The 13,108-nt window shown below is 61.4% G+C and carries 12 protein-coding genes and 2 tRNA genes; 7 read left to right on the top strand and 7 right to left on the bottom strand.

What is annotated here, in order from left to right:
* Positions 1 to 147: 147 nt before the first annotated feature.
* The 4 genes from ACL9RI_RS12665 to ACL9RI_RS12650 all read right to left on the bottom strand — a co-directional run bounded on the left by ACL9RI_RS12665 (position 148) and on the right by ACL9RI_RS12650 (position 2,252).
* Positions 148 to 223 (bottom strand) — tRNA-Phe (locus ACL9RI_RS12665).
* Between the two features lie 55 nt (positions 224 to 278).
* Positions 279 to 1,208, bottom strand: a complete 930-nt coding sequence (locus ACL9RI_RS12660; RefSeq protein ID WP_422726930.1) for an MBL fold metallo-hydrolase — start codon at positions 1,206 to 1,208, stop codon at positions 279 to 281.
* A gap of 24 nt (positions 1,209 to 1,232) precedes the next feature.
* The gene (locus tag ACL9RI_RS12655) at positions 1,233 to 1,724 is read right to left on the bottom strand and encodes a nuclear transport factor 2 family protein (RefSeq protein WP_422726929.1); all 492 of its coding nucleotides are present in this window, start codon (positions 1,722 to 1,724) and stop codon (positions 1,233 to 1,235) included.
* Positions 1,725 to 1,793: 69 nt separating this feature from the next.
* A complete protein-coding gene (locus tag ACL9RI_RS12650) occupies positions 1,794 to 2,252 on the bottom strand; it encodes a MarR family winged helix-turn-helix transcriptional regulator (protein ID WP_422726928.1) in 459 nt (152 codons plus the stop codon).
* A gap of 342 nt (positions 2,253 to 2,594) precedes the next feature.
* Between ACL9RI_RS12650 and ACL9RI_RS12645 the strand changes: the two genes are divergently transcribed.
* On the top strand, positions 2,595 to 3,635 hold the full coding sequence (locus tag ACL9RI_RS12645; protein ID WP_422726927.1) for a LysR substrate-binding domain-containing protein: 1,041 nt from the start codon (positions 2,595 to 2,597) through the stop codon (positions 3,633 to 3,635).
* On the opposite strand, the gene ACL9RI_RS12640 is transcribed toward ACL9RI_RS12645, so the two are convergent.
* Entirely contained in the window at positions 3,624 to 4,928 is a 1,305-nt protein-coding gene (locus tag ACL9RI_RS12640; RefSeq protein WP_422726926.1) for an Nramp family divalent metal transporter, read from the bottom strand. The genes ACL9RI_RS12645 and ACL9RI_RS12640 overlap by 12 nt on opposite strands.
* A gap of 94 nt (positions 4,929 to 5,022) precedes the next feature.
* On the bottom strand, positions 5,023 to 6,279 hold the full coding sequence (locus ACL9RI_RS12635) for a cupin domain-containing protein (protein ID WP_422726925.1): 1,257 nt from the start codon (positions 6,277 to 6,279) through the stop codon (positions 5,023 to 5,025).
* A 272-nt stretch (positions 6,280 to 6,551) separates the two neighbouring features.
* Here ACL9RI_RS12635 and tatA point away from each other — a divergent pair, with 272 nt between their 5' ends.
* A complete protein-coding gene (gene tatA / locus ACL9RI_RS12630) occupies positions 6,552 to 6,776 on the top strand; it encodes a Sec-independent protein translocase subunit TatA (RefSeq protein WP_422726924.1) in 225 nt (74 codons plus the stop codon).
* Between the two features lie 43 nt (positions 6,777 to 6,819).
* Complete coding sequence (locus tag ACL9RI_RS12625) at positions 6,820 to 7,323, top strand: Sec-independent protein translocase subunit TatA/TatB (protein WP_422726923.1); 504 nt, start codon at positions 6,820 to 6,822, stop codon at positions 7,321 to 7,323.
* A 92-nt stretch (positions 7,324 to 7,415) separates the two neighbouring features.
* Here the strand turns inward: ACL9RI_RS12625 and ACL9RI_RS12620 are convergent.
* Positions 7,416 to 7,491, bottom strand: a tRNA-Phe gene (locus ACL9RI_RS12620).
* Positions 7,492 to 7,732: 241 nt separating this feature from the next.
* Between ACL9RI_RS12620 and dkgB the strand changes: the two genes are divergently transcribed.
* The 4 genes from dkgB (at position 7,733) to ACL9RI_RS12600 (ending at position 13,100) form a co-directional block, all read left to right on the top strand.
* Positions 7,733 to 8,560, top strand: a complete 828-nt coding sequence (gene dkgB / locus ACL9RI_RS12615) for a 2,5-didehydrogluconate reductase DkgB (RefSeq protein ID WP_422726922.1) — start codon at positions 7,733 to 7,735, stop codon at positions 8,558 to 8,560.
* Positions 8,561 to 8,700: 140 nt separating this feature from the next.
* Entirely contained in the window at positions 8,701 to 10,914 is a 2,214-nt protein-coding gene (locus tag ACL9RI_RS12610; protein ID WP_422726921.1) for a S41 family peptidase, read from the top strand.
* Positions 10,915 to 10,993: 79 nt separating this feature from the next.
* Positions 10,994 to 12,226 carry a UbiH/UbiF family hydroxylase gene (locus tag ACL9RI_RS12605; RefSeq protein ID WP_422726920.1) on the top strand — a complete coding sequence of 411 codons (1,233 nt, stop codon included), beginning with the start codon at positions 10,994 to 10,996 and terminating at the stop codon, positions 12,224 to 12,226.
* A gap of 157 nt (positions 12,227 to 12,383) precedes the next feature.
* Positions 12,384 to 13,100: a DsbC family protein gene (locus ACL9RI_RS12600; RefSeq protein WP_422726919.1), complete on the top strand. Its 717-nt coding sequence runs from the start codon at positions 12,384 to 12,386 to the stop codon at positions 13,098 to 13,100.
* The last annotated feature ends 8 nt before the right edge of the window (positions 13,101 to 13,108 follow it).

The following is a 13,108-nucleotide window of genomic DNA, read 5'->3' as shown; positions in this document are numbered from 1 at the left end:
CAATCTGCCGCAGGAAGCGCCGCTGGCATTTGCCCAGGCGGTGCAGGACTTGCTGCCGGCCAAGGGGCTGAAACCGTTTTTGGGATAACGGTTCAGAAACAAAAACGCCACCCGAAGGTGGCGTTTTTATGCGTACAACTGAATTCGTGGTGGCCCGGGGCGGAATCGAACCACCGACACAAGGATTTTCAATCCTCTGCTCTACCGACTGAGCTACCAGGCCAAGGCGGCCGATTATAGCAGATGGGAAAACGGTCGGCTAGCCCCCGTGCACCAGCCTAGGCTTGCGACTTGGCCGTATTGGCGGCGCTCCACAGCGAGCCGGGGTTGGCGCGGTCCGGGTACAGGGCCAGCATCTGGTCGTACAGTTCGCGCGCGGTACGGGTACTGTCGTTCAGGCGGATGAAGTCGCGCAGGTATTGCCGTGTTTCATCGACAATTTTCGGGTTGTCATCATTGCCGGGAATTTTGTGCCCGGCCACCACGGCCCGTGCTTGCAAGGCATCGATCTTGTCCAGCGCGGCCAGCCATTCGAGCCGGGTTTGCCGGTTCGATTCATTCAGGAACGGATGGATGCCGTTATACACGGCGTCGCCCGCCACCACTAGGCCGATCGACGGCACGTGCAAACAGGTGCTGTCATCCGTATCGGTATGGCCGACATTGACGACGATCAAAGGATGGCCTTCGAGCGTCAGCTGATTGCCCTGCATGGCTTCCGCCGTGGTGATGATGTCGGGTATCTGGTTCGGAAACAGCTTGCGCCAGCGGCTGTTCAATTTATCGGGCGTGATTTGCTGCAGCATTTTGGCGGCCACTGCGGGCGTGGCCACCGCTTTCACATTCGGGAAGCTGTCTTGCAGGATTTTCAAGCCAAAGAAATGGTCGCCATGGGCGTGGGTAATATAGATGGTGTTCAAGGTCTTGCCGCTGGCGACAATCGCGTCGGCCAGGCCCTGGGTCTGTTCCACCGTCAAAAAGGTATCGACCAGCACCGCTTCGCGCTGGCCATAGATCAGGGTCGAGGAATTGGCCACCCAGTTCAGTGACTCTTTGCCTGGCGGTACATCACGGCTGAGGCCGGGCCGTTTGACGGTCAGCACTTTATATTGCAAATCTGTATCGTTTTTATCGGCCGCCGTGGACAGGCCAGGCAGCACAGGCAGCATGGCCAGCGAGGCCCGTTTCATCACATCACGACGTTTCATGGAGCACCTTGCAGGAAAAAAAGCTTATTGGGCCGGGACTGGCACCATGGTGGCAATGCGCCAGCCTTGCGGCGTGCGGATGGCCGTTTCATACATCAAAAAAGTTTCTTGCCTGGCAGGCTGGCCGGCGGGACCCAGGGTGATGCGGGTGGGCGCGTAGATTTGCGCGGCATCGGGGCCCAGCGGCAAGATGCGGATGGCGTCCGGTTGAGGTTCGAATACCCAGGTGCCCTTGAAGATGGCGCGAAAATGCTCGAGCACGGCGTCGCGGCCCCAGAACTGGTAGGCGCGGGCAATAAAACTGACGGGGTCGGGCTGGCCCGGCGCGGCCTGGACCAAGATGCTGTCGATCACGCCGATATCATGCGCGGTGGCGCCCGCCGCCTGGCGCAGGAACAGGCTGCGTATTTCCTGCACGTCGCTGGCGTCAAGCGGGGGCGTGGCGGCCGAGGCATTGCCCAGGGCCGCGCCCGCGAAAAGAACGATCCAACTCAGTTGCCTGAAAAAAGTCGTCATGATGTCTTTCTGAAAAATAGGATTATATGCCCGTATTGATGAGGCCATGCAGTTGGCCGCAGAGTTGATTTATAGCTCAGGGATCTCCAGGCGCGTGATGCGGCCCATGATGCGGCGCATGGCCAGCGCATCTTCCACGCCGAATTCTGCTTCAAACAGGATTTGCGCAGCATTCCATTCGGTGCGGCCTTCGCGTTCGCGCTGCTCGCCCAGTTCAGACAATCCCACTTCGCGTTCGCGGCGGTCTACCTGGCCTACGCGGATCGTGATCAGGCCATCGCGTTCCAGCGGACGCAGATTGTGGCCCATGGTGGCGCGGTCCATCGTCAGGCGCGCCGCCAGCGCGGCCATGGTGGTGGGGCCATGCTGGGCCAGCAAGTTCAGGATCGCATATTGGGTGCCGCGCAAGCCCACGCGCGACAAGTGGGCATCGTAAAAGCGTGTCAGGTGGCGCGCCGCCTTGCGCACGGCCGTATTGTTGCAGCGGCCGGTCGGTTCGGCGGCGATCGCTTGTGTCGTGGTATCCATTGCCGTCAAATATAGGCGCATATAAGACTATATTCAAGGAATTTTTTGCGCAATCGCCCATCATCGAGCTGGCGGTCACCGCACTTGATGCTCTTATTTCAATGTAATAGTTGATCGCAAAATAAGTGGCAGGAATGAATTACCTAATGCGTATATGATCAAGTGGTGCCGGGTAGCCAGGGCCGGCAAACGATGGCGACAGCCCTGTGATGGCGTGTGTCCGAGGACGATTGTTATCGAATGGAACGGTGGAGTGCATGCCTCCACCATTCAGCTGGGCTGTTGTAGAGCTGCAACTTTTCGTCGACGTTGTTGGATTCGTCAAGGGAGATAGTGCTTCATATGAGACACGTAACCATTCGCCAGATTAAGATTTTTGAAAGTGTGGCGCGCAACCTGAGTTTTTCCCGCGCTGCCGAGGACCTGCACCTGACGCAGCCGGCGGTATCGATGCAGATCAAGCAGATGGAAGGGCAGGCTGGCTTGCCGCTGTTCCAGCATCAGGGCAAGCGCATCACGCTGACCGAGGGCGGCAGCCTGGTGTTGCAGCATTGCCGGGTGATTCTTGCGGATTTGAATGCGGCAGAGCAATCATTAGCCAAGCTGATGACCGGCGGTATCCAGCGGCTGCGGGTAGGGATGATCACCTCGGGCAGCCATTTTTTTCCGCACCTGATCCACTCTTTCATGCAGGGCAAGTCCACCGTGGAGCTCGACATGAAGGTGCGCAGCCGCGACCAGCTGCTTGCCATGCTGCGCGACGAGCAGATCGATCTGGCCGTGATGGTGCATGCGCCGGAGTCGCCCCACATCGTCGCCAGGCCGTTCGGCGCCAATCCCTTCGTACTGGTGTCTTCCGCCTCGCACCCGCTGGCCTTCGAACAGAATATTCCATATGCGCGGATTGCCTCCGAATGCCTGATCGTGCGCGAAGGCGGCACCGATACCCGCGGCGTGGCCGACGAAACCTTTCGCAGCCAGGAAGCATCGCCCCGTTTCATGGAACTGGGCTGCGCCGAGGCGATCAAGCAATCGGTGATTGCCGGCATGGGCATCAGCCTGCTGGCGGTGCAGGAGGTACAGCCCGAAGTGCGCGCCGGGTTGCTCAAGATGCTCGATGTGCAGGGTTTTCCCTTGACGCGCCACTGGAATGTGGTGCATCGGACCGACCGCCCCTTGCCGCCGGCGGCGCGCGACTTCCGGCAATTCCTGCTGACCGAGGCCGGCGCCTGGCTGCAGCATTTTTCGTGTCTCGACGGTATTGCCATGGGCGTGGACACTGCGCTGCCTGATTATGATGACCTGAGCGCGGCGCACATCAGCATCGATGGCGCCATGCATGCGATGCCCGAGATTGGATTGCGGCCGCCTTCAGGCAGCTAGCGCCTGCCAGATCAGCGCCAGGTTCAGGGCCACGATCGCACCGGTCGCGAGCACCGCCGCGCCGGTGAGTTTGCGGCAGGCGGTGAAATGGCCCATCACCGAGCGGCGCGACGACAGCACCACCAGTGCGATCAGCGGCATCGGCAGGATGATGCTGAGGATGATCTGGCTGTCGACCATGGCCTTCATCGGATTGCTCATCATGCAGATCAGCACCGCCGGCACCATCGTGATCAGGCGGCGCAGCAGCACGGGGATCTTGAAGCCGACAAAGCCCTGCATGATGTTTTGACCGGCCATGGTGCCGACCACGGAGCTGGAAATGCCCGACGCCAGCAGCGAAATGAGAAACACGGCGGCCGCGCCCGCGCCGAGCGCCGGCGCCAGCGTGTGATAGGCCGTGGCGATATCGGCGATGCCCGGCGCGTGCTTGCTGAATACCGAGGCGGACATGGCCACCATCGCCATATTGACCAGGGCGGCCAGGCCCAGCGCAATCACCACTTCGCGGTTCGAAAACCGCACCAGCTTGCGGCGCTGCCGGTTGTTGCGCGCCGTTGCGCGGTGCTGGGTCAGGCCCGAATGCAGGTAAATCGAGTGCGGCATGATGGTGGCGCCGACGATGCTGACGGCCAGCATCAGCGCGTCGCCGTCATGCAGGTGCGGCACGAAGGTATGGAAAATGGCGGCGTGCCAGTCCGGCGGCGCGATCAGCAGCTCGGCCAGGTAGCACAGGCCGATCACGGCGACCAGCGCCGCGATCACGATTTCCAGCGGCCGAAAGCCTTGCTTGTCGAGCGACAGGATGGCGAAGGTGAGGACGCCGGTGAGCAGCAGGCCCCAGCCGATCGCCAGGCCGAACAGCAGCGAAATGCCGATCGCGCCGCCCATGAATTCGGCCAGGTCGGTGGCAATCGCGGCGATTTCCGAGGCTATCCACATGATGATCACCAGCGGGCGGGGAAACTCGTCGCGGCAGATTTCCGCCAGGTTGCGGCCGGTAACGATACCCAGCTTGGCTGACATGGCCTGGAACAGCATGGCCACCAGGCTCGCCAGCAGCACGACCCACAGCAGTTCATAGCCGTAGGTCGAGCCGGCCTGGATATTGGTGGCGAAATTGCCGGGGTCCATGTAAGCGACCGAGGCCACGACCGCCGGACCGGCAAACGACAGCAAGGAGCGCAGGCTGCCGCGCTGGTTGTCGAGCGCGTCGCGCATGACCGCGACGGTGTCGCTGGTGGCGTTCTCGGACAGCGCGTAGACGGCGCCGCGTTTGATGGTTGCAAACATGGTGGGGGTTCCTTCTACTGCCAGTGTCTGTAGGTTGCGTGAAGAGGGCGCCGAGTGCAGGCTTGCACGCGGCGCGCCATGCGTGCTGCTACGCTCAGGCGATCACGTCGCGGCGGTTCTTCAATTTATGGATCACGTCGAGCGTGGCGTCGTCGACGCGCAGGTGCTCGCGCACCAGCTGGCGCGGCGTGTTGGCCAGCCACTGCGACAGCGTCACTTCCGAGAAGTGGTCCGACTTGAACAGTTCCAGGAACACCAGGTCGGTGCTGCCCGTGTTCTTGATGTAGTGGCCCAGGTTCTTTTCCACGTAACCGACGTCGCCGGGGCTGAAGTCCACCGTTTGCGCCGCCGGACCGCTGTTGAACACCGTCATGCGGCCGGTGCCCTGGATGAAGTACTGCCATTCGTCGGCATCCGGATGCCAGTGCATTTCGCGCAAGCCGCCCGGGCGCAAGGTCACCATCGCGGCCGCCACGGTCTTGGAAATCGGGAAATTGCTGCTGTCGACGATGCGCACTTCGCCGCCCGGCTGGGCCAGCGTGGGCGTCATCGAACCCATGCGGAAAATGAAAGGATGGTCGGGGCGGCCATCCTTCGAGGCGACGTACGCCTGCTGCGCCGCCAGCGGGCCGGCATTGGCGCCCTGGTAAATCCACAGCTGGTCGAGCGGGATATTCTTGAACTTGTCGGCCGGCACGCCAAAGTTTTGCGCCAGGATGTCCGGCGGCGTATGCGCCAGCCAGTCCGACACCATCAGCGTATTGAATTCGCCCGCCGCGCCATTGTCGAAGGCCAGCACGAATTCGCCGCCATTCGCGCCCAGGCCCTGCAGCGAGTGCGGCAAGCCAGGCGGGAAGTACCAGATATCCCCGGCCTGCACGTCCGACACCTCGGCGCGGCCCTTGCTGTCGATGGTGGTGATGCGCACTTCGCCACTGACCATCATGGCCCATTCGGCCTGCTGGTGCCAATGCAGTTCACGCACGCCGCCAGGCCCCAGACGCATGTTGACGCCGGCGATATCCTTCGAAATCGGGAATGCCTTGGTGGTCACTTCGCGTGCCCAGCCGCCATCCTGGATGCGCTTGTGCGCCAGGTTGAACGACGCCCAGGGAATCGGCATGCCGCCGACGTCGGTGGGCGGCGGATTGTTAAACGATGGCAGCACGTCGCGCAGTTGCGGGTTTTGCGGGCCTGGTTCCGCATTGGCGATGGCGCTCGAGTTGATCGCGCCTTGCGCAGGACGGTCCGGATTGCCGAATTCTGCGGCCTTGGCGACCACGGTGGCGCCGATGGCTGCAGCGCCGGCAGCCGCTCCGGCCAGTACACGGCGACGTTTCATATCAGTCATGCTTTTTCTCCTTGATGGTCTTGCGGGTATGACGAAAGTCCTCGCTTGCCAGGGGAATCCCTGATGGCGATGGCATGGCAGAAACCGGCGTATGGCAGCGGTTCCATGGCATGCATCGTAGGCCGGGATGGCATAAACAAATATTCAATATTTCTTTGGGGAACTCATAAAAATGTCTGATACATGGCGCCGGCCAGGCGCATTAAGATCGTCGCATGGCCCGGCGTGCATGTTTGCCAAGCGGGTCACTTCATGGATGCAAGGGAGATAACATGGGTAGCTTTAGCACGATGCATTGGCTGATCGTCCTGGTCATTGTGGCGCTGGTTTTCGGCACTAAAAAGCTCGGCTCGTTCGGCTCGGACCTGGGCAGCGCGATCAAGGGTTTCAAGGATGGGATACGGGAAGCGGAAGCGGAGCCGGTATCGGAGGCGGAGAAAGCCCCTGCGGTGGCCTTGCGCGATACGCAGGAGACGCAGGCGACGCCGAAACAATGATGCATGGCGATGCCGCCATCATCTAGTGAGAGGGGAGGGGAACATGTTAGGTTTGGATATTTCCAAAATCGCCGTGATCGGCACGGTGGCGCTGGTGGTGCTGGGCCCGGAACGGTTGCCGCATGTCGCGCGCACGCTGGGCACGCTGCTGGGACGCGCCCAGCGCTACCTCAGCAGCGTGCAGCAGGAAGTCGCGCAGCAAATGCAGCTCGATGAACTGCGCAAGCTCGGTGACGGTATCAGGGACGGCATCGGGCAGGAGGTAGCCGATGTGCATCAGCTGGCCGAACGCACCGTGCACCAGGCGCTGCCTGGCAATTACCTGGCGTCCGTGCATGAGGCGGGCGTCGATCTGCAGGCCGAACTGTTCAAGGTCCGGCCGGCACCCTTGCCCATCTCTGGAGATGGCGCGCTCAAGGCGCCGCAGCGTATTGCGTCATTACCTGGCCAGCAAACCCGGGCGAAATGGCGCTCTGGCAGCCGTGGCATGCCAGGCAAGCGCAGCCGGGTGGTGTCGATGGCGGCCAGCAAGTCGCTGGGGCGCTGAGGGGAAGATGAGATTGGCTGTCCAAAAATGGCTGGGCAAAAACAAAAACGCCAACCCGAAGGTTGGCGTTTTTATATGTGCTACTGAATTCTTGGTGGCCCGGGGCGGAATCGAACCACCGACACAAGGATTTTCAATCCTCTGCTCTACCGACTGAGCTACCAGGCCAAGGTGGCGGATTATAGCAGACCAAAAGACGATTACAAGGGTCAACTGCGATTTTTTTGTTTTAAGCCTATGCATGGCGTGCTCAAGACTGATCCTGCCGGTGTTTTTACTTGCGCCCGAATCAAATATTATTTGACCGTGCAGGTATTTTTCTCAACAAAGAACGGGCGCATAGTGTGCTGATCGGCGGCGCCTAGCTGGATGTCCGCCCCGTCTGACTTACCATCGAGAGGAATACCGCATGAACACCATTCAATCCGCCATCCCTGCTATCCCTGAGATTGGCTTGGGCACGTTCCGCCTGCAAGGCCAGGTCGTGATCGATTCCGTCACCACCGGCCTGGAAGTGGGCTACCGCCATATCGATACGGCGCAAATCTATGGCAATGAAGCCGAAGTGGGGCAGGCGATTGCTGCCAGCGGCGTGGCGCGCGAGGACTTGTTCGTCACCACCAAGATCTGGATCGACAGCCTGCAGCGCGACAAACTGCTCCCCAGCCTGAAAGAGAGCCTGCACAAGCTGCAGCTGGAACAGCTGGACCTGACCCTGATCCACTGGCCGTCGCCGAACGATGCGATTCCCGTTGCCGAGTACATGGCGGCGCTGGCCGAAGCGAAGGCGCAAGGACTGACACGCACCATCGGCGTGTCGAACTTCACCAACGCGCAGCTGCAGCAGGCGATCGATACGGTCGGCGCGGCGGAAATTGCCACCCAGCAGATCGAGATCCACCCCTTCCTGCAAAACCGCAAGGTGATCGATTTCGTGCGCAGCCAGGGCATCCACATCACGGCTTATATGCCGCTCGCTTACGGCAAGGTTGTCACCGACCCGGTCATTACTGACATCGCCGCCAGGCATGGCGTGACGCCGGCGCAAGTGGCCCTGAACTGGTCGCTGCAGCAGGGTTTTGCCGTGATTCCCTCATCGACAAAACGGGCCAACCTGGAAGCGAACCTGCACTTCCCGCGCATCAGCCTGACGCCGGAAGAGATGGCGCAGATCGCCACCCTGGAGCGCGGCGAACGCCTGGCCAACCCGGATGGCATCGCACCGGCCTGGGATTGAGGCAGCAACCACTTGTTTGTCGAATAGCATTGCCTGATAATTACAATCAATGAGGTTGATCAACGCTGTGAAAGCTGGCGCAAGCCAGCTTTTTTAATGGCTGACGTTTTTATAAAAATGGCGCTGGCAGGGAGTCTGGATTGAAGCTGTTAAGGATAGTGTTGCTGGCGCTGTTGCCGGTCTGCGTCGCGCCAGCGCATGCCGGCGAGGGCGACGTGCTGGCTCTGGCGCGTTTGTGGAGTGAGGTGCGCGCCATTCATCCGGCCCTGGCCGATGGCAGTATCGACTGGGACCGCGCGCTGGTCGATGCCTTGCCGGCATTGCAGGGTGCCGACAGCGATGCCAGTTTGCGCCGTGCCGCCGCGACCCTGATGGCGCCGCTGCACGACAGCAGCTTGCGCATCGCCGAAGACGATGCCACGTTCGTGCGCTGGCCGGCCGATGGTCCCGTGCTGGAATGGCTGGCCAGGGACACCGCACTGCTGCATCTGCACTTTGGCATGCAGGCCAGTGTGGCGCCGTTTGTGCTGCCAGCCCGCGCCAAACGGGTCATCCTCGATTTGCGTCCTGTTGACACTCCGCCCGTACTGGAGCAGCCGCCCACGCAGTTGCTGGCCGTGTTGTCGCAGTTGATCAGTGCACCGTTGCTACCGCCGGCGAAACGTTACCGCTTTTCCACCGGTCCCCATGAGCAAAATCCTGCAGAATGGGATGGTTTTACGCCTGGCTTCATGCAGATGGAAGTACCGCGATTGTTGCCTGCAGCGCGTGCACGCGCCTTGCCTATCGTCGTGATCGTCAACGATACGCAGCGGGTTCCTGACATCGTGCTGGCCTTGCAAAAAGCAGGGCGCGCGCGCATCGTGACTGAAGAAGGACGCTGGCATAGCCGCGCGGGCCCGCTGCAGACGCTGTGGCTGAAGAACGGCTTGCCGGTGGAGTTTGCGGCCGGCCAGCTGGTCTGGCCCGATAGCAGTGTCGCCAGCCTGCATGCCGATGTGACCTTGCCCGAGGACCGGGCCACAGGGCAGGGCAGCGCTGCAGTCACGGCGGCGCTGGCACAGCTGGCGCAGCTGGCAATTCCGGCGCGGGCAGCTGGCAAGTCTGCTGCCTCGCAAGTGGCCATGTATCCTGTGCGGCATGATGATGAGCGCTATCGCGAGATGTCTTTTCCGCAGCGCGAATGGCGTTTGCTGGCGGCCATCAAGCTGTGGGCGAACATGGATAAATACTTCCCCGCCAAACGCTTGATGGATGCGTCATGGGATGGCGCCTTGCGCACCTGTTTGCGGCGTATGGAAGACGTGCAGGATGCGCGCGAATATGGTTTGGCGCTGCAAGCGATGGCAGCAAACCTCGACGATAGCCATGTGGGAGTGTATAGCCGGGCGCTGGGTTTCAACGATCTGACGGCGTTTATCGGCGTGCGGCTTGCCCGGATAGATGGTCATGTCGTCGTCGCTACACTACGCGCGTCTTCGCTCGAGCATTCCGGCCTGCTGCACCCGGGTGACGAGATCCTCAGCATCGATGGCGAGGACGTCGCCGTGCGCCTGGCGCGTCTGGGTGCCATGATTTCCGCCTCGACCGAGGCGGGGCGCTGGCGCAATGCCATGGATGAGATGCTGATCGTGCCTGCGGGTAGCAGCGTCAATTTGCTGGTAGCAGGCGCCGATGGCGCAAAGCGCAATGTGACCGTGCCTTCCACGCCGTGGGAAGATGAACTGCCGCTGCGCCATGAGCGGCCGGTGGTGGCAGTGGAGCAGGGCATCGCCTACGTGGACCTGGCCCGCCTGATGCCTGGCGAAGTCGATGCCATGTTCAAGACCATCAGGAATAGCCGCGCTCTGATACTCGATATGCGTGGTTATCCGAACAGAACGGGGCGTGCTATCGCCGGGCGGCTCAATCTGCGCCATGCCACCAGCTATAGCACAACCTACCAGCAATTGGCGTTGCCGCAGGAGGTGGCGAGTGGGGTGCAGTTCGCGCAAACAGAGCGCTTGTTTCCAGTTGCAGGGCCGCTCTATCGCGGCAAGGTCGTCATGTTGATCAACGAATATGCGCAAAGCCAGGCTGAACACACGGCGCTGATGATAGAGGCGGTCACGCCCGTCACCTTCATCGGTACGCCGAGCGCGGGCGCGGACGGAAATTTGCGCTTCATAGTGCTTCCAGGCAATGTCCGTGTGTCCTATTCCGGACTGGAAGTGCGCCATGGGGACGGGCGCCAGTTGCAAAGAGTGGGTGTGCAGCCGCATATCGTGGTCGCACCTACCGTGGCCGGTTTGCGCACCGGGCGCGACGAAGTACTGGAGCGGGCGCAGGATTTTCTGCGCCAGGATCAAGAATAAGTAAAATCTTCGCATTCGCCCCTGTTTTGCTGGCGAGGCCAGATGCTGAAACAGGGGCAGCAAACGCTATAATGGCTGCATGAACAGTCCATCTTCCCCCACCATGCGGCGCTTCATGCATAGCCACAGCGACGTTTGCATCGTTGGCAATGGCGCCATCGCGAAAACCACGGCGCTGGCGCTGGCCCAGTCCGGGCAAAGCGTCACCCTGCTCAGCCCTGCGTCGGCGCCGGCGAACGGCAAGCGTGAAGCCGAGGCCAGCTGGGATGTGCGCGTGTATGCGCTCAATCACACGGCGCACCAGTTGCTGTCGTCCCTGAAGGTATGGGGCGCGCTGGCGGCAGATAGGGTGGCGCCGGTGGACGCCATGCTGGTCAACGGCGATGGGGCGCAGGCCGGCGGCCTGGGTTTTGACGCCTACGGCGCCCATGTCGGTGCGCTGGCCTGGATCGTCGAAGACCGCAACCTGGGGCAGGCGCTGGACGCGGCCCTGAAATTTGCGCAAAACGTCAACCTGGTGCAGGGCCGTGCCAGCCGTCTGGAATGGACGGCCGATGCCGCCGTGGTGCACCTGGAAGGCGGCGACACCATCACTTCCGCACTGGTGGTTGGCGCCGATGGCGCGCAATCGTGGGTACGCGGCCAGTGCGATATCGGCCTCGATTACCGCTCTTATGGACAGCGCGGCGTGGTCAGCAACTTCGCCTGCGAAAAGCCGCACCATGGCGCAGCCCACCAGTGGTTCACGGGCAGCGAAGGCATCATCGCGCTGCTGCCGCTGCCGGGCGAGCGCGTCTCGCTGGTCTGGTCGGCGCCCGATGCGCTGGCCGATACCCTGTTGTCCGAATCGGCGGAACAGCTGGCCGCGCGCCTGGCCGCCTGGAGCCATGACAAGCTGGGCGCGTTGACACCGCTGCAGCCGGAACTGGTGCGCGCCTTCCCCCTCACTTTGATGCGTCCGCACGCCATGGTGGCGCCGCGCGTGGCCCTGGTGGGCGACGCCGCCCATGTGGTTCATCCGATGGCTGGCCACGGCATGAACCTGGGCTTTGCCGACGTGGCGCAACTGGTGAAAACCATCGCCGAACGCGAAACGCATCGTGGCATCGGCGACGAGCGCGTGCTGGCCCGCTATGCGCGCGCGCGCAAGGAAGACGTGCTGCTGATGCAGCTGGCCACCGATGGTTTGGCCCGTTTGTTTGGCGCCGACCTGGAACCGTTGCGCGTGGTGCGCAATTTGGGATTAAACTTGCTGGATAAATTACCTGGCCTGAAGCGAAAAATGATTTCGCATGCCCTGGGCAGCCAGTAAATCTGCATCAGTCTATCTTAAGTTAGTGCTGGATAATTGGTGAAAATTCAAGGTCGCCGCAGCTGGTCTGCGGCGATTGTTTTGTTAAAGACGTAACGGCGCCGCTAGTCTGGGCAGGCTGCAAGGCGTTTCAAGTGGAGAAGTGATAGTGATAAAAATGAGCAGAATCGCATTACTGGTGGCTTCGGGCCTGATGATGTCGTGCGCCGGCGCGGAAACGCCGACCGAGGTCAATATCAAGAAGCTCATCGAACCGCGCCTCGGTGAAGGCGTCAAGGTCGATTCGGTCAAGGAAACGCCGTATGGCGGCCTGTACGAAGTGCGCACGGGCGGCGACATCCTGTACACCGACAAGAATGCGCAATACCTGTTCGTCGGCCACGTCTTCGACGCCAAGACTTCGCAAGACTTGACCAAGGAACGCCTGGACGAAGTGAACCGCATCAAGTTCTCGGACTTGCCGCTCGATTCGGCGATGAAGGTCGTCAAGGGCAATGGCAAGCGCGTGATCGCCGTGTTCGAAGATCCGAACTGCGGCTACTGCAAGCGCTTCCGCCAGACTACCCTGAAGGAAATCGACAACGTTACCGTCTACACCTTCATGTACAACATCCTGTCGCCCGATTCGATCGTCAAGTCGCGCAATATCTGGTGCTCGCCAGACCGCAACAAGGCCTGGGATGACTGGATGCTGAACGGTAAAGTGCCGGCCACCGTGGCCGCCAATTGCGCCAATCCGCACGAGAAAATCCTGGCCCTGGGCCAGCAGCTGCGCGTGTCGGGCACGCCGACCATCTTCTTTGCCGATGGCAGCCGGATTCCGGGCGCCGTCGACACGAAGGCGCTGGAACAGAAGTTCTCGACCATTAAATAATCCATCCT

This window comes from Janthinobacterium sp. Mn2066 (genome assembly GCF_049319705.1).
Taxonomy (GTDB): domain Bacteria; phylum Pseudomonadota; class Gammaproteobacteria; order Burkholderiales; family Burkholderiaceae_D; genus Janthinobacterium.
This window is presented reverse-complemented; position numbering and strand designations above follow the sequence as displayed.